At 69.4% G+C, this 18,649-nt stretch carries 19 protein-coding genes, 1 tRNA gene and 1 riboswitch; of the genes, 9 read left to right on the top strand and 11 right to left on the bottom strand.

Translation table 11 applies throughout. The annotated features are described in order from the left end of the window. The first annotated feature begins 23 nt into the window (after positions 1-23). The 3 genes from AB8619_RS10335 to AB8619_RS10325 are packed head-to-tail and all read left to right on the top strand — an operon-like array spanning position 24 to position 4,082. Positions 24-1,586: an HsdM family class I SAM-dependent methyltransferase gene (locus tag AB8619_RS10335; protein ID WP_436792558.1), complete on the top strand. Its 1,563-nt coding sequence runs from the start codon at positions 24-26 to the stop codon at positions 1,584-1,586. A gap of 32 nt (positions 1,587-1,618) precedes the next feature. Continuing rightward, positions 1,619-3,220, top strand: coding sequence for an acyl-CoA synthetase (locus tag AB8619_RS10330; RefSeq protein ID WP_436792557.1), 1,602 nt, complete (start codon positions 1,619-1,621; stop codon positions 3,218-3,220). 7 nt (positions 3,221-3,227) lie between these two features. After that, positions 3,228-4,082: an isocitrate lyase/PEP mutase family protein gene (locus AB8619_RS10325; RefSeq protein WP_436792556.1), complete on the top strand. Its 855-nt coding sequence runs from the start codon at positions 3,228-3,230 to the stop codon at positions 4,080-4,082. Between the two features lie 18 nt (positions 4,083-4,100). Here the strand turns inward: AB8619_RS10325 and AB8619_RS10320 are convergent, their stop codons facing one another. The 4 genes from AB8619_RS10320 to AB8619_RS10305 form a co-directional block, all read right to left on the bottom strand. Beyond that, complete coding sequence (locus AB8619_RS10320; RefSeq protein ID WP_436792555.1) at positions 4,101-5,036, bottom strand: haloalkane dehalogenase; 936 nt, start codon at positions 5,034-5,036, stop codon at positions 4,101-4,103. A gap of 89 nt (positions 5,037-5,125) precedes the next feature. Next, positions 5,126-5,872: a YceI family protein gene (locus AB8619_RS10315; protein WP_436792554.1), complete on the bottom strand. Its 747-nt coding sequence runs from the start codon at positions 5,870-5,872 to the stop codon at positions 5,126-5,128. Then, a complete protein-coding gene (locus tag AB8619_RS10310; RefSeq protein WP_436792553.1) occupies positions 5,869-7,272 on the bottom strand; it encodes a sensor histidine kinase in 1,404 nt (467 codons plus the stop codon). The genes AB8619_RS10315 and AB8619_RS10310 overlap by 4 nt, the downstream gene beginning before the upstream one ends. Before the next feature lie 10 nt (positions 7,273-7,282). Continuing rightward, complete coding sequence (locus tag AB8619_RS10305; RefSeq protein ID WP_436792552.1) at positions 7,283-7,969, bottom strand: response regulator transcription factor; 687 nt, start codon at positions 7,967-7,969, stop codon at positions 7,283-7,285. A 126-nt stretch (positions 7,970-8,095) separates the two neighbouring features. After that, positions 8,096-8,212, top strand: a riboswitch (SAM-I-IV-variant riboswitch). Positions 8,213-8,257: 45 nt separating this feature from the next. On the opposite strand from AB8619_RS10305, the gene metX reads away from it, so the two are divergent. The 6 genes from metX (at position 8,258) to AB8619_RS10275 (ending at position 12,540) form a co-directional block, all read left to right on the top strand. Next, on the top strand, positions 8,258-9,550 hold the full coding sequence (gene metX / locus AB8619_RS10300) for a homoserine O-acetyltransferase MetX (protein ID WP_436792551.1): 1,293 nt from the start codon (positions 8,258-8,260) through the stop codon (positions 9,548-9,550). Further along, positions 9,543-10,709: a trans-sulfuration enzyme family protein gene (locus tag AB8619_RS10295; RefSeq protein WP_436792550.1), complete on the top strand. Its 1,167-nt coding sequence runs from the start codon at positions 9,543-9,545 to the stop codon at positions 10,707-10,709. Before metX ends, AB8619_RS10295 begins: the two co-directional genes overlap by 8 nt. Before the next feature lie 22 nt (positions 10,710-10,731). Continuing rightward, positions 10,732-11,505: a DNA-formamidopyrimidine glycosylase family protein gene (locus AB8619_RS10290; RefSeq protein WP_436792549.1), complete on the top strand. Its 774-nt coding sequence runs from the start codon at positions 10,732-10,734 to the stop codon at positions 11,503-11,505. A gap of 54 nt (positions 11,506-11,559) precedes the next feature. Continuing rightward, positions 11,560-12,183, top strand: coding sequence for a hypothetical protein (locus AB8619_RS10285; RefSeq protein ID WP_436792548.1), 624 nt, complete (start codon positions 11,560-11,562; stop codon positions 12,181-12,183). 9 nt (positions 12,184-12,192) lie between these two features. Further along, on the top strand, positions 12,193-12,417 hold the full coding sequence (locus tag AB8619_RS10280) for a hypothetical protein (RefSeq protein WP_436792547.1): 225 nt from the start codon (positions 12,193-12,195) through the stop codon (positions 12,415-12,417). A 46-nt stretch (positions 12,418-12,463) separates the two neighbouring features. Then, positions 12,464-12,540, top strand: a tRNA-Gly gene (locus tag AB8619_RS10275). A gap of 52 nt (positions 12,541-12,592) precedes the next feature. Here AB8619_RS10275 and AB8619_RS10270 read toward each other — a convergent pair. The 7 genes from AB8619_RS10270 to AB8619_RS10240 form a co-directional block, all read right to left on the bottom strand. Then, positions 12,593-13,225 carry an MBL fold metallo-hydrolase gene (locus tag AB8619_RS10270; RefSeq protein ID WP_436792546.1) on the bottom strand — a complete coding sequence of 211 codons (633 nt, stop codon included), beginning with the start codon at positions 13,223-13,225 and terminating at the stop codon, positions 12,593-12,595. Beyond that, complete coding sequence (locus AB8619_RS10265) at positions 13,222-14,310, bottom strand: S-(hydroxymethyl)mycothiol dehydrogenase (RefSeq protein WP_436792545.1); 1,089 nt, start codon at positions 14,308-14,310, stop codon at positions 13,222-13,224. Before AB8619_RS10265 ends, AB8619_RS10270 begins: the two co-directional genes overlap by 4 nt. A gap of 49 nt (positions 14,311-14,359) precedes the next feature. Beyond that, positions 14,360-15,316, bottom strand: coding sequence for an LOG family protein (locus tag AB8619_RS10260; RefSeq protein ID WP_436792544.1), 957 nt, complete (start codon positions 15,314-15,316; stop codon positions 14,360-14,362). Between the two features lie 40 nt (positions 15,317-15,356). Beyond that, positions 15,357-16,256: an alpha/beta fold hydrolase gene (locus AB8619_RS10255; RefSeq protein ID WP_436792543.1), complete on the bottom strand. Its 900-nt coding sequence runs from the start codon at positions 16,254-16,256 to the stop codon at positions 15,357-15,359. A gap of 7 nt (positions 16,257-16,263) precedes the next feature. Then, complete coding sequence (locus AB8619_RS10250) at positions 16,264-16,698, bottom strand: flavodoxin family protein (protein WP_436792542.1); 435 nt, start codon at positions 16,696-16,698, stop codon at positions 16,264-16,266. A gap of 84 nt (positions 16,699-16,782) precedes the next feature. Continuing rightward, a complete protein-coding gene (locus AB8619_RS10245) occupies positions 16,783-17,355 on the bottom strand; it encodes a TetR/AcrR family transcriptional regulator (RefSeq protein WP_436792541.1) in 573 nt (190 codons plus the stop codon). Between the two features lie 4 nt (positions 17,356-17,359). Beyond that, a complete protein-coding gene (locus AB8619_RS10240; protein WP_436792540.1) occupies positions 17,360-18,616 on the bottom strand; it encodes a cytochrome P450 in 1,257 nt (418 codons plus the stop codon). Positions 18,617-18,649: the final 33 nt, after the last annotated feature.

Here is an 18,649-nt window from a genome sequence, read left to right as displayed (position 1 = left end):
GCGGGGTCTGTGAGCATGGTTCGGTGGACGACGTCGGAGCACAACTGGCCGGTGCCTTCGTCGCCCGCTGTTCTGCTCGTTCGCTGACACCCGACACCCGCCTGCGGATCCTCGCCGACGGTCTCGTCTCGAGCCCGAGCACCGACGACGACGAGAGCCTGGGCCGGCTGCACGAACGGCTCGTGTCGTCGGTGGAGCAGCGGGCCAGGGGAGCCTGGTACACGCCGGCGTGGCTCGCCGACGACATCGTGGCCCGTTCGGTGTCAACGCCGGGTCAGGTCGCCGATCCGAGCTGCGGCGGCGGGGTGTTCCTCCTCGCGGCGGCCGAGCGATTGCGCGTCCTCGGCGCCAAACCGGAGGTCATCGTCAACGAGCTCCTCTGGGGCGCCGACGTCGATCCGCTGGCCGTGGCGGTCACCGAGGCCGAGCTGTGGCTGTGGTCGGCAGCGCATGGCGCCCCGACCGTCGCCGGACCCAGGCTCGTCGTGGGCGATGTCCTCGTCGACCTCAGCATCCCGTCGGTCGATGTCGTGGTCGGCAACCCGCCCTTCCTCGGCCAACTGAAGTCGGCAACGAGCGTCGACGCGGACCGTCGTCGGGCGCTCACCGCCCGGTGGGGCGACGCCGTGCGTCCCTACACCGACGCGAGTTGGATCTTCCTGCTCGCCGCCGTCGAGGCGGCCTGCGACGGCGGGACCGTCTCGCTGGTCCTCCCGCAATCGGTCCTGGGCGCACGTGACGCTGCAGTCGTACGAGCGCGCGTCGACCGTCGTGCGGAGCTCGTCGACTGTTGGGTGGACGATGGCAAGACGTTCGCTGCCGCGGTCGACGTGTGCGTGCCGACGTTGCGGCTCGACCCGACCGGCACCGGTGCAGCCAACGACTGGCTCGGCCCGCTGGGACGTGCGTCGGGAACGCCCATGGTGGCCATCGGCGGCTCGACCCAGGTGCTCGGCGACGTGGCCACGGTGTACGCCGGCTTCCGGGACGAGTACTACGGACTGGTCGACGCGGTGTCCGAGGGTGGCGAGGGACCGTCGCTGATCACGTCGGGGTCCATCGACCCGTTCCGACTGCGCAACGAACCGGTCCGCTTCGCGAAGCAGCGATGGCACAGCCCCGTCGTCGACATCACCAAGGCGTCGGGTCGGGCTGCTCGGTGGGTCGAGGTGCAGGCCGGGCCGAAGCTCGTCGTGGCCAGCCAGACCCGGGTCCTCGAAGGCGTCGTCGACGCCGACGGCGCCACCGTCGCCGGCGTCCCAGCGCTGGTGATCCGTCCCGACGAGGTCGACGACCTCTGGCTCCTCGCCGCCGCCGTCCACGCTCCGGTCGTGTCGGCGTGGATGATGCAGCGGACGATCGGCACCGCCCTGTCGTCCGACGCCTGTCGACCGACAAGTGATCTCGTCAGCCGGATCCCGCTACCGACGCACCGCGTCGAGTGGGAACGAGCAGCATCGCTCGGGCGCGACCTCGCGTCGGGACACGAGTGCTGGGGCGAGTTCGCTACCGTCGCCGATGCGGCGTACGGCGTCGATGACTCTGAACTGCGGAACTGGTGGCTGGGCCGGATCCCACTACGCTGACCGGCCGCTCGAAACACCCGATGGGGGAACTGATGGATTGGCATTACGGGAACATGCTCGAGGTCGTCGCGGAGACGATTCCTGACGAGCCGGCGCTGATCCACGGCGACGACATCCGTTCCTGGAGCGAGTTCGACGCAACGGCGGATGCGCTCGCTGCCGACATGCTCGATGCCGGTCTGACCGAACAGTCGAAGGTCGGCATCTACCTCTACAACGACCCCGCCTACATGACGACGATGTTCGCCGCGTTCAAGGCCGGGCTCGTTCCGTTCAACGTGAACTACCGCTACTCGGGCAACGAGGTCCACTACCTCTTCGACAACGCCGATGCCGAGGCCGTGGTCTTCCACTCGAGCTTCGCTCCGGTCATCGAGGAGATCCGTGACCGGCTGCCGGGCGTCAAGCGTTGGTACGTCGTCGCCGACGGCGCACCGATCCCGCACTGGGCGGTTCCGTTCGAGCCGATCCTCGAGCGCGACGTCGAGCGATGCGATCCGCCCTGGGGCCGCAAGCCCGACCACATCCTGATGATGTACACCGGCGGGACCACCGGCATGCCCAAGGGTGTGATGTGGACCCACGACGACCTCTTCGCCAGCCTCGGCCGCGGCGGCCAGGCCGGCTTCGGCGTCCCCGAGCTGACCAACCACGAAGAGCTCGCCGAGCGCGTCGCCCCGGGCCAGGTCCTCCTCCCGGCGTGCCCGCTGATGCACGGCACCGGGCAGTTCACCGCCTTCGTCGGCCTCGTCGGCGGTGCGGCGATCTGCACCATGCCCAACCGTTCGTTCGATCCGGCCGAACTCCTCGCCACCGTCGACCGCCACAAGGTGACGTCGCTGATCATCGTCGGTGACGCCTTCGGTCGCCCGATCCTCGCCGAGCTCCGCGAGAACCGCGACGCGTACGACCTGTCGACCCTCTTCCTGATGGTCTCGTCCGGTGTCATGTGGAGCCACGACGTGAAGCAGGGGATCCTCGAGCAGATTCCCGGCGTCATCCTCTACGACAGCTACGGCTCCTCGGAAGCGGTCGGCCTCGGGCAGAGCGTCTCGACCGCCGAAGACACCGGCGAGACCGCCAAGTTCCAGTTGGGTGAGCGCGTCAAGGTGTTCACCGAGGACGGCCGGGCGGTCGAACCGGGCTCGGACGAGAGCGGGTTCGTGGCCATCGGTGGCCCACAACCGCTGGGTTACTACAAGGACCCGGAGAAGACTGCCGCGACGTTCCGCACCATCGACGGGGTTCGCTACTCGGTCCCCGGCGACTACGCGAAGGTCAACGCCGACGGCAGCCTGCAGCTGCTCGGCCGTGGTTCGGTGTGCATCAACACCGGCGGCGAGAAGGTCTTTCCCGAGGAGGTCGAGGAGGTGCTCAAGGAGCACGACTCGGTCACCGACGCCGTGTGCGTCGGCCTGCCCCACGAGCGGTTCGGCGAGACGATCTGCGCCGTGGTCGAGCCCGCAGCCGGGACGGTGGACGCCGACGAACTCATCGCCCACGTCCAGGGCCTGTTGGCGAAGTACAAGGCTCCGCGCGACGTGGTCACCGTCGACACCATCGGCCGTGCCCCGAACGGCAAGGTCGACTACAAGCGCCTCAAGGCGCACGCCGCCGCGACGCTCGGTCGTTGACGCACCGATGAACGATCTCCGCGCCCGCCTCGCCGGCGGCGAGTCCATCCTCATGCCCGGCGCATGGGACGCGCTCTCGTCGCGGCTCGCCGGTGATGTCGGGTTCTCGACCGTGTTCCTGTCGGGCTACTGCGTCTCCGGTACCCAGCTCGGCCTGCCCGACTACGGCTTCCTCACCCAGACCGAGATGGCCGACCAGGCCCGCCGGGTCACGGCTGCCAATCCCGGCCTGAACGTCGTCGTCGACGGCGACACCGGATACGGCAATCCGCTCAACGTGATCCGCACGGTCGAGCTGTGGGAGCAGGCCGGCGCCGCCGGCGTGTTCATCGAGGACCAGATCTGGCCCAAGCGCTGCGGACACATGGCCGGCAAACAGGTCGTCCCGCAGGACGAGTGGCTGAACAAACTCCGTGCCGCCGTCGACCACCGGGACGAACTCCTCGTCTGCGCCCGGACCGACGCCCGAGCGGCGCTCGACCTGGACGCCGCGATCGAGCGAGCGAAGGCTGCCGTCGACACCGGCGTCGACGCGGTCTTCGTCGAGGCGCCGGAGACGATCGCCGAGATGGAGCGCATCGCCGCCGAGGTGCCGGCGCCGGTCCTCGTCGCCAACATGGTCGAGGCCGGCCGTACGCCGCTACTCACCCCGACGGAGCTCACCGACCTCGGGTTCCGCCTGGTGGTCTCACCGCTCACGTCGTTGTTCTCGATGGTCTCGGCGGTCCGGACATCGCTCGAGATCCTGGCGAGCGAGGGGTCGCTCCGCGATCACCTCGACCGTGTGGTGTCCTTCGACGACTTCACCGAGATCGTGGGCTTGCCCGGCATCGCGTCGACCGAGGAGCGCTACGGCGGCTGAGGTCGCCGTGAGCGAGCGCTAGATCGCCGCCAGCCAGTCGATCAGTGCGGCGGCGACGTCTTCGCCGCGGTCGTCCTGGAGGAAGTGGCCTCCGGGCTGGAACGTCTGGTGGGGTTGGCCGTCGGCACCGGGGATCGCCTCGGTGAAGGTCGGCTGGAGTTGGCCGAGGACGAAGTCGTCGGGGCACCACAGGGTCAGGAACGGCTTGGTCCACGCACGGAGGACGTCCCACGCGGCCTTGTTCTCGGCGACACCGCCGTGCTCCGGGGTGATCGGCACGAGCCGCGGGAAGACGATGGCGCCGGCGGTGTGGGCGGGCGTCGGGAACGGTGCGTCGTACGCCGCCAGCTCGGACTCCGTGAGCTCGCGCGCCTGCGCGGCCTGAGCCATCAGCTGGCCGGTCTGTGTGAAGTCGAAGTCCTGCGACATCCCCAACCACATCGAGAACCCGTCGCCGATCGGCTCCCCGACGGGTAGGCCGGTGTTCCCCACGCACACCGCCCGGAACCGGTCCGGCGACCCGGCCACGACCCGCAGCCCGATCAGTCCGCCCCAGTCCTGTGCGAACAGCACGGTGTCGTCCAGGCCCACGGCCTGGACGAACGACTCGACCCAGCCGACGTGGCGGGCGTACGAATAGGCGTCCTGACTCGTGGGCTTGTCCGACCGGCCGAAGCCGATCAGGTCCGGCGCCACGCAGCGGTAGCCGGCGTCGACGAGCAGGGGGATCATCCGTCGATACAGGTAGCTGCAGGTCGGCTCGCCGTGCAGGAGCAGCAGCGTCGGTGCGTCGCGTTCACCCACGTCGACGTACGCCATCCGGAGGCCGTCGACGTCGACGTACTGCGGTTCGTAGGGGAAGTCGTCGCATCCCTGGAATCGTTCGTCGGGCGTGCGGACGAACTCGATCCCGTCCGGGGTCGTGAAGCGTTCGTCGGGCTGCGCCGTGGTCATGGTCGCAACCTACAACTGGAGGTCACCACGGAGATCCGAGGTCCTGGGGAGCGGGGCTCGTCGGTGTCGCGCGGTGCAGTGTCAGCGCCTCAGGTTCGAGTGAAGAACAGTTGGAACTCCATCGTTCCCTCGTCGGCGAGGGACACGACGATCGCCGACGATGGCTTGTCGACGCCGTAGTCCTCGAACACGACCGGCGCAGAACCGACGACGACGAGGATGCCGTCCACGAGTCGGGCGTCGAGGGCGACGTCGACGCTGCGGGTGACGTCCTTGATGGTGAGATCGCCGGTCGCAGTGACCGAGATGGTCTCGCCTTCGTCCGGCAGCGTGCCCAGTTCGATCGGCTGGGTGAGGACGAACGTCGACGTCGGGAACTCGTCGGTGACGAGCGCCGATCGCATGCGTCCGTCACGCCGTGAGTCGTCGGTCTCGAGCGAGTCCATGTCGACGGTCACCTCGACAGCGGTGACGGTGGTGCCCTCGATGGTGAGCGATCCCTCGACCTGCTCCGTGCGTCCGACGGCGGTCGTCGAGCCGATGCTGGCGAGTTCCTCGTCGACCCGGAAGCCGGCGGAGGTTCCGTTCTCCCCGCCGGTCGCATCGACGACCCAGGTGCCTTCCACCCCGTCGTCGGCGGCATCGGGTTCGGTACCAGCGCCGGTGCCGTCGGTGGTCTCCGACACCGAACCGCTCGCGGTGTCGATGTCGAACGCGTCGGGCGCGTCGTCACGGAGGAAGAAGTACCAGCCGCCGACGCCCACGATCAGGGCGGCGACGACGATGACTGCGATGAGGGGTTTCTTGGATCGTGCGGTGGATTCGGGTGCGCTCATGTCGTCGGTGCTCCTGGAGGTGTGTCGGGGGACGGTGGCTGGTGCGTGGGGAATCGCAGGGAGAAGTGGGCGCCGCCGGCGGGGGAGTCGTCGAGGGTGACGGAGCCGCCGTGGGCCTCGACGATCGAGTGCACGATCGAGAGGCCGAGCCCCGAGCCGTCGAGCGGGTTCTCGTCGGAGCGGGTGGCGCGCCAGAACCGGTCGAAGGCCCGCGTTCGGTCCTCGGGTCGGAATCCGGGTCCGTCGTCGACGACGTCGACGACGACGGCGTCGTCGGTCGACCGGACGGCGGTGGCGATCGTGGTGCCCTCCGGTGTGTGCCGGCGACCGTTGGCGAGCAGGTTGTCGAGGACCTGTCGCAGTTGGTCGGCATCGCCGGCGACGACCGCCGTGGACTCGGTGGGGAGGTCGAGGTCGTAGGTGCGGTCGGTGTCGACGACGCGCGCTGCGTCGACCGCTTCGCCGACCACGCGCCCGATGTCGACCGGGGTCTCGGCTCGCGCCGGGCGCTGGTCGAGGCGGGCGAGGACCATGAGGTCGTCGACCAGGCGGCTCATCCGGGTGGCCTCGGCCTCGATGCGGTCCATGCCCCGGGCGACCGACTCGGGATCGGTGGCGCCCTGGCGGTACAGGTCGGCGTAGCCGCGCACCGAGGTGAGGGGGGTCCGGAGGTCGTGTGATGCGTCGGCGACGAAGCGGCGCATCCGCTCCTCGGACTGGGTCTTCTCGTCGACGGCCGACTCGATGCGGTCGAGCATGCGGTTCAGGGCGGTGGCGAGCCGGCCGACCTCGGAATCGGGTTCGTCGACGGTGGTGCGCTCGGTGAGGTCGCCGTCGGCGATGCGCCCGGCGGATGCGATCATCCCGTCGATGGGGGAGAACGCCCGCCGGATCTGGAGCAGGCACAGCACGCCGACGACGCCGATGGCCGCCAACCCGACGAGGAGCTGGATGCGACGTGCCTCGGCGACGGTCTCGTCGACCTCGGCCAGCGACACCCCGACCAGGGTCTGGCCCCCGTCCCGGTTCGGGATCGTGACGGCGCGGTACCGGGGGCCGTCGCCGGACGAGGCGATGGTGAAGATCGCTCGGGTGGGTTCGGCCGGCCCGTCGGGCAGGGGGTCCGGGTCGTCGACCGAGCCCGAGGGCACGGAGGCGACGACGTCGCCGTCCGCGTCGTAGCGGACCAGCGCGGTCCGGCGTCGGTCGAGCCGATCGATCGCGGGTCCTCGGTCGAGCAGTTGGTCGCGCAGGTCGAGGTTCACCGCGCCATTGGTGAAGCTGTCGTCGACGTTGGCGACGAGACGCGACTGGAGCGACGTGACCATGAGCCACGACCCGAGGAGGATCGCGACGGCGACAGTGCACGTCACCCCGATGACGAGGCGGCGACGGATCATCGACGGCTCGTCACGGCTCGGTGCGCAGGACGTAGCCGAAGCCGCGCACGGTGTGGATCAGCTTGGGGTCGCGATCGTCGATCTTCTTGCGGAGGTACGAGATGTAGTTCTCGACGACGCTGGCGTTGCCGTCGAAGTCGTACTCCCACACGTGGTCGAGGATCTGCGCCTTCGACACCACCTGCTCGCGGTGGGCGAGGAGGAAACGCAGGAGCTTGAACTCGGTGGGCGACAGGCTCACGGTCTCGCCGGCGCGTGCGACGCGCATGGTGCTCTCGTCGAGGGTGAGGTCGGCGCAGGTCAGCGTCGAGGTCGTCGGCGCCTGACTCTGTGTCCGCCGCAGGACCGCACGCACCCGAGCCACGAGTTCGTCGATGCTGAACGGCTTGGTGATGTAGTCGTCGCCGCCCTTGGTGAACCCCTGGAGCATGTCCTCCTTGGCGTCGCGGGCGGTGAGGAACACCACCGGGACCTGGCTCCCGGACTCACGGAGACTCCGGCAGACCTCGAACCCGTCCATCCCCGGCAGGCCGACGTCGAGCACCAGGAGATCGGGCTCCTCCTTCACGGCGATGCGGAGCGCGTCGTCGCCGTTCGCCGCCGTCAGCGGCTCGAGACCGGCGATGCGCAAGGCGCTCGAGACCAGGTCGCGGATGTAGACCTCGTCGTCGACCACCAGCACCCGTGCGTCACCCATGCGGTCAGTCAACCCGGTCGACCTGGGAGTTTCCTCACAATCCGCTGGGAGCCCGTCATCAACCGTTGGTCCGAGAAGAACTGCGTGGCCGTCGAATCGCTCGCGTAGGATGCACCGCCGAGTACGAAACAGCATCAAGAGCGGCCCGAGCGATCGGGTCCGGCAACCTGGGATCGGACACCCAAGGTGCCTCCCTCCTCCGGGATGGGGATGTGGCCCTCCGGGGCAACCAAGCGTCCGGGGTCTCCCCGGCATCCGGGTGTCCGCCCCTCCGGAGGAGGTGGACACATGTCGACGGGCGAGGAACACGAACTGCGCACCGGCGCGCGTGGTGGGCCGACCTCCGGCACGCCGGACAACGGTCGCCCCCTGGCCGAACTGGGTCGGCGCGCCCATCCGAGCGCGCTCCCGGCGTCGGGTGCATGGCGGGTCGGCGATGATCCCGGGAACCGGCAGTTCGTCGACGTCGCAGGCGGCAGACCGTTCGCGCTCGAGGGTGGCGCCGTGCTCGAGGACGTCGTGGTGGCCTACGAGACGTACGGGACCCTGAACGACGACGCCTCCAACGCGATCCTCGTGTGCCACGCCCTCACCGGCGACAGCCATGCCTACGGCCCGCCCACCGGCGCCCATCTCTCGCCCGGTTGGTGGAACGGCGCGATCGGACCGGGCAAGTCGATCGACACCGACCGGTACTTCGTGGTCTGCCCCAACGTGATCGGTGGTTGTCAGGGATCGACGGGGCCGGCGTCGGCACACCCCGATGACGGCCGTCCGTACGGCGCCCGCTTCCCCGTGGTGTCGATCCGCGACATGGTCCGCAGTCAGGCGTCGGTGGCCGACGCGCTGGGGATCGCCCGCTGGCACAGTGTCATCGGCGGGTCGATGGGCGGGATGCAGGCGCTGGAGTGGGGGATCATGTACCCCGAGCGCGTCGGATCCGTGGTCGTCATCGCCAGCTGCGAGGCGGCGTCGGCCCAGCAGATCGGCTGGTGGTCGGTCGGGCGACGAGTCATCCGCATGGACCCACAGTGGCGAGACGGCGACTACTACGACGCCGCCCCCGGTGAGGGTCCGCACGAAGGACTCTCGGTCGCCCGCATGGTGAGCCAGATCACGTTCCGGAGCGACAGCGTCTTCACCGATCGCTTCGGCCGGGAGCTGGTCGAGTCGCTCGACGGTTTCCAGCTCTGGCAGCGGTTCCAGGTCGAGCGCTACCTCGAATACCACGGCGACAAGCTCGTTCGACGTTTCGACGCCAACAGCTACCTGGTGTTGACCAAGGCCATGGACCTCCACGACATCGGCCGCAACCGCGGCGGACCGGACGCAGCGATGGCTCGCCTGCGCTCACCGCTGCTGACGATCGGCGTGTCGAGCGACATCCTCTATCCCGCCCCGCAGAGCCGCCAGATCGCCGAACGGGCGGCTGCGGCGGGCGTCGCGGCGCAGTATCGAGAGCTCGACAGCCCGCACGGGCACGACGCCTTCCTGATCGAGAACGAGGCGGTCGGTGCCATGCTGGCGCCGTTCCTGGACGACCCGCACGCGTCGGTGCAGGCGAAGGAGAGCAATGTCTGACGAATCCGTCCTCCGAGCGGAGACCCGGGCGATCCGGGCCGGCCGGGGCGCCAACCACGGCTCGATCGCCACGCCGATCTGGCCCTCGTCGGCGTACGAACTGCGCGACCTCGACGCCAGCGCATCCATGGCCTCGCAGTCGCTGTCGACCGAGTTCTACGCCCGCAACGGCACGCCGACCGCGCAGGCGTTCGCCGACGCCGTCGCCGACCTCGAGGGTGCCGAGGCGGGCATCGCGTTCGGTTCGGGCATGGGCGCAGCGGCGTCGGTGATCCTCGGCATGTGCTCGAACGGGGATCGCGTCGTCGCGCAGGCGTCGATGTTCTCGGTCACGACCCAACTCCTCTCGCGCATGTGTCCCCGGTTCGGGATCGACGTCGAGTTCGTCGACGCCTTCGACGCCGACGCGGTCGCCGCAGCGGTCGCGGCGAAGCCGACACAGCTGGTGTGGGTCGAGACGCCGGCCAATCCGATGATGTCGATCGTCGACCTCGAGGCCATCGGCGCCATCAAGGGTCCCTTCACCGCCGTCGACTCGACCATGGCGACGCCGGCGGTCCAGAACCCGCACGACTTCGGCATCGACTTCGTCGTCCACTCCGCCACCAAGGGCATCGCGGGTCACAACGACGCGCTCCTCGGGGCCGTCACCGGCGAGCGTGAGCTGATCGACGTGATCTGGGGACATCACGTCATGCACGGTGCGGTCGCATCGCCTTTCGACGCCTTCCTCGGCCTCCGGGGCATCCGGACGTTGCACGCGTGGATGCGTCAGCAGACCGAGACCGCCCAGGCGCTGGCCGAGCGGCTCGAGGCGCTCGACGGCGTCACCACCGTGCGGTACCCGGGCCTGCCGAGCAACGACGGCCACGAACTGGCGATGCGGCAGATGCGAAATGGCGGCGCCGTCGTGGTCGCCGACCTCGCCGGTGGCTACGACGCCGGCGTGGCCATGGTCGAGAAGCTCGAGTTGGCGATCCCGGCCGTGTCGTTCGGCGGCACCGAGACGCTGGTCACCCACGCGGCATCGATGTCGGCCGCGACGCTCGCCCCGCAGGAGCGCGAGGCCATGGGCATCTCCGACGGGCTGATCCGGATCTCGGTGGGGCTCGAACACGTCGACGACGTGATCGGCGACCTCGTCCGCGCCATCGGCTGATCGCGGCACGCTCCGCCCGCTCGTGCCCGAGATCATCGAGATCGAGACCTATCGACGCCAGGCCGACCTGGCCGTCGGCCGACAGATCGTCGCGGTGCCCACGCTCGATCCGCTGGGACTGCGGGGCGAGGACCCCGAAGCCGTTCGCTCGGCGCTGGTCGGTGTACGGATCACGGCGACGGACCGGATCGGCAAGCTGCTGTTGCTCGAGACCGACGGCCCGACCATCGGGCTCCGCTTCGGGATGACCGGGCGGCTCCTGGTCGACGGCTCGGCCGACATCGAACGTCTCGAGTACGGCGGCCAACGAGACGAACCGGCATGGGACCGCACGGTGATCGACTTCGACCGAGGCAGCCTCCGCGTCCGCGACCCGCGCCGGCTCGGCGGACTCGAACTCGACCCGGACCGCTCCCGACTCGGGCCCGATGCCGCGACGGTGTCGGGTGACGAACTCCGACGGGCGCTCGACAGCTCCCGTGCGGCACTCAAGAGCCGTCTGCTCGACCAGCGGCGTCTGGCCGGACTGGGGAACCTCCTGGTCGACGAGACCCTCTGGCGTGCCGGACTGGACCCGGCACGACCGGCCGGCGAGTTGCCGGACGCCGTGGTCGACGACCTCGCGGCGGCGATCGTGGCCACGGTGGCCGACCTCTCTGCCCGTGGCGGGAGCCACACCGGCGACCTCCAACCGGCGCGGGAACGCGGTGCGAGTTGCCCGCGCGACGGCACGCCGCTCGACCGCCGCACGATCGGTGGTCGGACCACCTACAGCTGCCCGCTGCACCAGCGTTGAGCGCCCTGGTGGTGTCTGGGTCTGTCAACGGGGCACCGGTACGATCGTCGCTTCATGTCCCCGGTCCACACCAGCGCGAGGCTCCGTCTCCGCATCGCGCTCACGCTGCTGGCCACGATGCTGGGGCTGCTGTTCCTCGTCGGTGGGGGCGCTGGCGCAGCGGCATCGTCCGGTGGGCCGCCCGGTTCGTCGCCGAGCTCGAGCGCGGCCACGACGTCGACGAGCGAGCCGGTGGTGACCATCACGGTGGACTCGACGACGTCGACGACCACCAGCACGACCGTGTTCGTGCCGACGACGACGTTCACGCCGACCACGACTCGGTCGGTCCAGACCACGTCGGCGGTCACGGCGGCTCCGACGACGGCGACCTCGGCCGTGCCGGACACCACGACGACGACCGGACGCAACCTGCTGGTGGCGGGCGACGGGACCGACGGCGCCGAGTCGACGACGACGACATCGACGCCGAAGGCCTCGGCGACGGATGATGGTGGTGTGAGCGAGTCGACGACGTTGTGGGTGATCGTGGCCGGACTGGTCGGGATCGCCCTGCTGATCGGGTTGTGGACCTACCGGTTCTGGGCCTCGACCCGGCCGGGGGTGGACGATCCGCCGGTGACGGTCGAGCCCGGCTCGAAACGGGCCGGTGGCGACGACCCGACCACGGTGTTCTAGTTTCTGGCCATGGCTGACCCCTTCGACGTCGACGCGATGATCCAGCGATTCAAGGAACGGTCGCTGGCGGTGAAGAAGCGCAACCTCCCGCCGGTGGCGGGCGAGGAGCGCGCCCGGTTCATCGAGCAGGCCCAGACCGACTTCCGCGACTACGCCATCATCGGCGACGCCGAGGGATCGATCGAGGACGGGATCCTCCATCTGCGGGTCGACCTCCGTCCCGACCCGTCGTGACCCGATTCCGTACGGTCGGGATCGCGCGCTACATTGACCGACTCCTGCGGGCGTAGCTCAGCTGGCTAGAGCGCAACCTTGCCAAGGTTGAGGTCGCCGGTTCGAACCCGGTCGCCCGCTCCAGAAGGAACGAAACCGGGGCCCACACGGGCCCCGGTTTCGCGTCCGGTCGGATTCAGTGTCCGCGAGCGATCCAGTCGTCGAGTGCCGGAGCCTCGTCGCCGATGGTCGTGGTGTCGCCGTGGCCGGTGTGGACGACCGTCTCGGCCGGCAGTGTCAGCAACTTGGTCCGGATCGACTCGATGATCGTGTCGAAGCTCGAGAACGACCGGCCGGTCGCCCCGGGCCCGCCGCGGAAGAGGGTGTCGCCGCCGAAGACCCACCCGTTGACCGGCTCGTGCAGGCAGATGCCACCGGGGGAGTGTCCTGGGGTGTGGAGCACCGTGAGGTCGAGGCCGGCCACGGTGATCGTGTCGCCCTCGGCCAGCGTGCCGTCCGGTGCACGATCGGGGTACACGTCGTCCCACAGCATGGCGTCGGCCTGGTGGATGAGGATCGGCGCTCCCGTGGCACCGGCCAGGTCGACGGCGGCGTTGATGTGGTCGTTGTGCCCGTGGGTGCACACGATGGCGGTGACCGAGCGATCGCCGACCGCCTCGACGATGGGCGCTGCCTCGTGGGCGGCGTCGACGACGATGACCTCGTGGTCGTCGCCGACGAGCCAGATGTTGTTGTCGACCTCGAAGTCGTCGCTGTCGATCGAGAAGATCCCCGACGTGACGACGTGTTCGACGCGAGCGCCGCTCACAGGACCACCACGCTGCGCAGGACCTCGCCCCGTTCCATCTTGTGGAACGCAGCCTCGACCTCGTCGAGCGCGATGCGCTCGGACACGAACTTGTCGAGGGCGAACCGGCCCTGGAGGTACAACTCGACGAGGGCCGGGAAGTCGCGGGACGGCAGACAGTCGCCGTACCAGGACGGCTTCAGTGCCCCGCCCCGACCGAAGAACTCGATCATCGGGATGTCGGGCATCTTCATGTCGGGTGTGGGCACGCCGACCTGCACGACCCGTCCGGCGAGGTCTCGGGCGTAGAACGCCTGCTCGAGCACCGCCGGGTTGCCGACGGCCTCGACACAGACGTCGACGCCGAAGCCGTCGGTGAGGTCGCGGATCGCCTCGACGGGGTCGGTGGCTGAAGCGTCGACGGTGTGGGTGGCGCCGAACTCCTTCGCCAGCTCCAACTTCTTGGGATCGAGGTCGACGGCGATGATCGTGCGGGCGTTGCGGAGCTTGGCCGCGGCCAGGGCCGCCATGCCGACGCCACCGCAACCGAACACGGCGATGGTCTCGCCCTCGGCGATCTCGCCGGTGTGCGCTGCTGCTCCGTAGCCGGCCATCACGCCGCAGCCCAGGAGGCCGGCGGCAGCGGGGTCGGCCGCAGGGTTGACCTTGGTGCACTGGCCTCCGGCGACGAGGGTCTTCTCGGCGAACGCGCCGATTCCCAGCGCCGGCGAGAGCTCGGTGCCGTCCTCCAACGTCATCTTCTGGGTGGCGTTGTGGGTGTCGAAGCACAGATGGGGCTTGCCCTTGGCGCACGCCCGGCACTCGCCGCAGACGGCCCGCCAGTTCAGGACCACGAAGTCGCCCGGAGCGACGTTGGTGACGCCGTCGCCGACCGTCTCGACGACCCCGGCGGCCTCGTGTCCGAGCAGGAACGGGAACTCGTCGTTGATGCCGCCCTCCCGGTAGTGGAGGTCGGTGTGGCAGACGCCGCAGGCCTGGATCGCGACGACGGCTTCCCCGGGTCCGGGATCGGGGACGATGATCGTCTCGACGCTGACCGGTTCGCCCTGTGCTCGGGCGACGACGGCCTTGACCTTCTGTGACATCTGGGTGCTCCTCGTGTCGGGTGGGACGTGCGGAACCTAGCCAGCGGGGTCAGGCGTCGGGGATCACGAACCGGTCGACGAACTCGACGGCCTCGTCGAGGTCGGCGGTCCAGCAGACCATTGCCCGGTCCTCCTCGCGGAACAGCGCCTCGAGCACCGGGCGGATCGGGAACGTCCGGCTCCAGTGTCCGTCGAGGTCGAGGAACACCATCGGCGAGAACGTGCGTCGCACCGACCGGTAGTGGTTCTGGGCTGCGTCCTGGAAGATCTCCTGCAACGTCCCGGCGCTCCCCGGGAGGAACACGATGCCGTTGACCGCCAGCGCCAGCAGTCCGTCCTCGCGGATCGAGTTCTCGAAGTACTTGGCGTGGTGGGTGGCCAGCGGTGTGGGCGGCTCGTGGCCGTAGTGCCACGTGGGGATCCCGACCGTGTCGTTGGCGACGGCTGCCGTCTGGTCGGCCAGTCGGAACGCCGGGATCTGCCATCGATGCAGCTGCGCCAGGGCCTCGGGTTCGAACCCGCCGCCGACCACGAGCTCGTTCACGCCGAGGGGGAAGGTGCGGGCGTCGACGTCGGCACTGATGTCGTCGATGGCCTCGCCGATGTCGACGGTCGACAACGCGAGTCGGGCTCCCAGGTGGCCGGCCTCCATGGCGCCGGGACCACCGCCGGTGAGGACGGTCAGACCCCGCCGAGAGAGCCCGGCGGCGATGTCGGCCGCGGCTCGGTAGGTCGGCGAACCACGTTCGGCAGCGTGACCGCCCATCAGGGCCGTCGGGCGGCAGCCCTGCGCCCACAGCCGGTCGTGCAGGAACCGCGTCATGGCGGTGTCGTGCAGCGATCGCCCGGTGGCGACCTCGGCCGAATCCGGCGCTCGGAGGCCGTGGAGCGTCGCTTCGAGATACGTGGCACCGTCGAGCGTGTCGGCCCACGACCCCACGATCTCGGGCTCCCACCCGTCGAAGAGGTCGTGACGGGTGTACATCCGTTCCGGGACGGGGATCATGACGCCGACGTGACGACTCCGGTGAGCGGATGGGCCGCCGTCACCCGCTGCCCCACGTGGTGATGGGCGACGAGTGCTCCCAGTCGGCGAGGAGCGTGCGGAGCGCCGTCAGCAGCAGGAGCGGCTGGTCGAGCATGAGGTGGTGGCCGGCTTCGGGGATCTCGACCACCGGGGCGATGCGTCCGAGCAGGTCGTACATGTAGTCGCCGATCTCCGGCGTGACGAGGCCGTGCTCCGCACGGAAGAGCGCGACACGACAGCTGACCTGGGGGAGGAGGACCCGGGGCTCCGATCGGGCGGGCACGAAGATGTCCGGGTCGTACTTCCACGAGTATCCGCCGTCGACCTCGCGGAGCGAGTGTCGTCCTACGTGGTCCATCACGTACGGCAGGTAGTGCTTCTGCTCCGGGACCGTCCGGAACCGGCTGAGCGCGGTCTCCACGTCGGGGTAGACGCGCAGTGGACCGAAGATGTTGCCGCGTCGTGCCGCCTCCAACTCCGGGTCGGGTGCGCTCACCGGCGAGTCGAGTATGACGATGCCGCGGAGTCGGTCGCCGTGGCGGGCAGCGGTCCCGATGCTGACGAAGCCGCCCATCGAGTGCCCGATGACGACCGGTCGGTCGCCCATGTCGGCGTCGCCGGCGACGGCGAGGACCTCGTCGGCCCAGTCGTGGAGCAGGTACTCGTCCCGACGGCCGGAGTCGCCGTGCCCCGACAGGTCCATGGCCGCGACGCGGTAGTGGTCGGCCAACAGGGGCACGAGGAAGCTCCACCAGTGCGCGTGTGCCGCGCCCCCGTGGATGAACACCAGACCGGGCGCGCCGGGCGGGCCCCAGGTCAGGTAGTTGATCTCGCAGCCGTTGCAGTCGACCCGGTTGACCTCGGGCTCGGCCGCGACCGCCCGTTCGAACCAGGCCGGGCGTGGTGCGTCGTCGGCCACCCGGAGATCAGGCGTCGGCGGACGACTTGACGGCGCCGAGCACGCCGTCGACGAACCCGTCGATGCCCGCCGGGAGCGACGAGCGCTTCCACGCGTAGCCGGCGACGACGTCGGCGCCGACCGCGGTCAGCTGCTTCTCGAACTTGGCGAGGGCAGGGCCGGGGTTGATGGCGTAGGTCATGAAGATGGCGACCTGCTTGCCCGTGAGCTTGGGGACGTTGGCGAGGCGGCGGGCGTCACCCGGCTTCTGGCCGATGACGAAATGCCCGGCGACCCAGGTACCGAGGACGACGAGGTCGGCGTCGGCGAGCTCCTTGTAATGGAGGTCGTCGACCGACTGGACCGACACGTCGTGGCCCCGGTCCTCGAAGTCGGTGCCGATGAGCTCGGCGGCTCGACGGGTGTTCCCGGTCTTGCTGGCGTAGACGACGGCGATCTTCATGGCCGGAGATCGTAACCGCCCCACCACCCGTTCTCGACGCTCTGGGCGTCGGGGGCCGACGCTGAGAGCGTCGAGTTCGGGGAGTCAGGGGAGGACGAGGCCGGCGAGCTCGGTCGCACGCTGCTGGACGAGCACGTCGCGGTCGAGGTCGGGCGAGACCAGGACCTCGATCATCATGGAGAACAACTGGCCACGCAGGAGTCGAGCGAGTGCGGCGACGTTGCCGTCGAACTCGGGGATGAGGTCGGGGATCCACCGTTCGAGCGCGATCTCGAGCTCGCTGCTGAGCTGGCGGGCCATGGCCATGGCGTCGTCGTCGGAGTGGACGGCCTCGCCGAGGAAGAGCCGCCAGACGGCGTCGGTGGCCAGCGCCTCGGTGGCGATGAACGTGAGCAGGTTGCTCAGCCGGGTGGCGGGAGCGCCTCGGCGGCCAACCGGCGGATCGACCATCGACGCCAGTTCGTCGCCGTAGGCGCGCTCCTCGATCACCGCTCGCAGCAGGTCCGACTTCGACGGGAAGTAGTGGTAGAGCGTGGCGACGTTGATGTCGCAGGCGCCGGCGAGTTGGCGCATGCTCGTGGTCGAGGCGCCTTGCTCGCCCATGAGCGCGAGCGCGGCGTCGAGGATGCGGGTCCGTTGATCGGTGGTCGTGGCCACCGGGTCAGATGGCGTGCTCGGGCGTGAACACGGCCGGGAGGTGGGCGATCGAGATCACCAGCGACGAGTCGCCACGGTCGAGCGGCGCGTCGTCGGCCACGCGGATGTCGGGGAGTCGCTTGAACAGCTCCTCGAACACGACCCGTAGTTCGGCCTTCGCCAGGTTGGCGCCCATGCAGTAGTGCGTGCCGATGCCGAACCCGAGGTGCGGATTGGGGTTCCGGTCGATGCGGAACTCGTCGGGGTCGTCGAACACCGTCTCGTCGCGGTTGGCCGACTGGTAGAGCATGAGGATGCGGTCGCCGGGCACGAAGTCGACGCCCTTGTACGTGTGGGCTTCGGTGACCGTGCGATGGAACGAGAGCACCGGCGCCACGTAGCGCACGATCTCGTCGATCGCGAGGTCGATCAGGTCGGGGTCGTCGAGCAGCTTCTGCTTCTGGTCGGGGAAGCGACTGAACGCCTGCAGTCCGCCGGAGATGGCATTGCGAGTCGTCTCGTTGCCGGCGACGACGATGAGGACGAGGAACATCAACAGTTCGTCGTCGGAGAGGCCGGCTGCTGCCTGCGCGTCGGCCTTCATCGCCTCGTCCCATTCGAGGTCGCCGGCGTCGTACGCGCCGGTGAGGATGCTGATGATGTCGTCGGTCGGTGCGGTGCGCCGGTCCTCGATGATCTTGGTGCACTCGGCCACGTATTCGCCGAACGCGATGCCGGCGTTGATCGACACGGGATCGTCGGGGTCGGTGTGGCCGTCGCCCGCCATCATGTCGTCGGACCAGCGGTAGAGCTTCAGTCGCTGCTCGGGGTCGAGGCCCATGAGCTCGGCGATGATGATCAGCGGCAGGTGGATGGCGAAGTCCTCCACGAAGTCGACCTCACCGCGGTCGGCGATCTCGTCGATGACCTGGTTGCACACCTCGCGCATGTGGTCGCTGAGTTCGCGGACCTTGCGAGGCGTGAACCCCTTCGAGATGATGCGCCGCTGTCGGGTGTGCTCGGGGTCGTCCATCGAGATGATCGACATCACGGCGGGCACGTTTGGACGCACGCCCTGTGCCGCCGAGTAGCGCTCCTGGTCGCGCGAGATCGCGCTCACGTCCTCGTGCCGGCTGACGACGTAGAGGTCGTTCTTCGCGTCGTAGTAGACGGGAGCGTTCTCGCGGAGCCACCGGTAGGTCTCCCACGGGTCGTCGTAGAGGCGCGGGTCGAGGATGTCGATGGTCTTCTCGGAGGGGGGCCGTTCGGAGACGTCGGTCATGGGCGAGACGCTACCAAACGATCGTTTGATGGG

Source organism: Actinospongiicola halichondriae, from assembly GCF_049103745.1.
Classification (GTDB): Bacteria; Actinomycetota; Acidimicrobiia; order Acidimicrobiales; family Salinilacustritrichaceae; genus Salinilacustrithrix; species Salinilacustrithrix halichondriae.
The sequence above is the reverse complement of the archived record's forward strand: the minus strand, read 5'-3'. Positions and strand labels throughout refer to the sequence as shown.

What these genes read in the sequence shown, in the direction of transcription:
- AB8619_RS10320 (WP_436792555.1), bottom strand. Translation starts at nt 5,036, where the DNA reads ATGACCACGGCGCAGCCCGACGAACGCTTCACGACCCCGGACGGGATC.
- AB8619_RS10295 (WP_436792550.1), top strand. Translation starts at nt 9,543, where the DNA reads ATGTCTGACGAATCCGTCCTCCGAGCGGAGACCCGGGCGATCCGGGCC.
- AB8619_RS10315 (WP_436792554.1), bottom strand. Translation starts at nt 5,872, where the DNA reads ATGAGCGCACCCGAATCCACCGCACGATCCAAGAAACCCCTCATCGCA.
- AB8619_RS10325 (WP_436792556.1), top strand. Translation starts at nt 3,228, where the DNA reads ATGAACGATCTCCGCGCCCGCCTCGCCGGCGGCGAGTCCATCCTCATG.
- AB8619_RS10250 (WP_436792542.1), bottom strand. Translation starts at nt 16,698, where the DNA reads ATGAAGATCGCCGTCGTCTACGCCAGCAAGACCGGGAACACCCGTCGA.
- AB8619_RS10265 (WP_436792545.1), bottom strand. Translation starts at nt 14,310, where the DNA reads ATGTCACAGAAGGTCAAGGCCGTCGTCGCCCGAGCACAGGGCGAACCG.
- AB8619_RS10260 (WP_436792544.1), bottom strand. Translation starts at nt 15,316, where the DNA reads ATGATCCCCGTCCCGGAACGGATGTACACCCGTCACGACCTCTTCGAC.
- AB8619_RS10280 (WP_436792547.1), top strand. Translation starts at nt 12,193, where the DNA reads ATGGCTGACCCCTTCGACGTCGACGCGATGATCCAGCGATTCAAGGAA.
- AB8619_RS10285 (WP_436792548.1), top strand. Translation starts at nt 11,560, where the DNA reads ATGTCCCCGGTCCACACCAGCGCGAGGCTCCGTCTCCGCATCGCGCTC.
- metX (WP_436792551.1), top strand. Translation starts at nt 8,258, where the DNA reads ATGTCGACGGGCGAGGAACACGAACTGCGCACCGGCGCGCGTGGTGGG.
- AB8619_RS10310 (WP_436792553.1), bottom strand. Translation starts at nt 7,272, where the DNA reads ATGATCCGTCGCCGCCTCGTCATCGGGGTGACGTGCACTGTCGCCGTC.
- AB8619_RS10305 (WP_436792552.1), bottom strand. Translation starts at nt 7,969, where the DNA reads ATGGGTGACGCACGGGTGCTGGTGGTCGACGACGAGGTCTACATCCGC.
- AB8619_RS10330 (WP_436792557.1), top strand. Translation starts at nt 1,619, where the DNA reads ATGGATTGGCATTACGGGAACATGCTCGAGGTCGTCGCGGAGACGATT.
- AB8619_RS10240 (WP_436792540.1), bottom strand. Translation starts at nt 18,616, where the DNA reads ATGACCGACGTCTCCGAACGGCCCCCCTCCGAGAAGACCATCGACATC.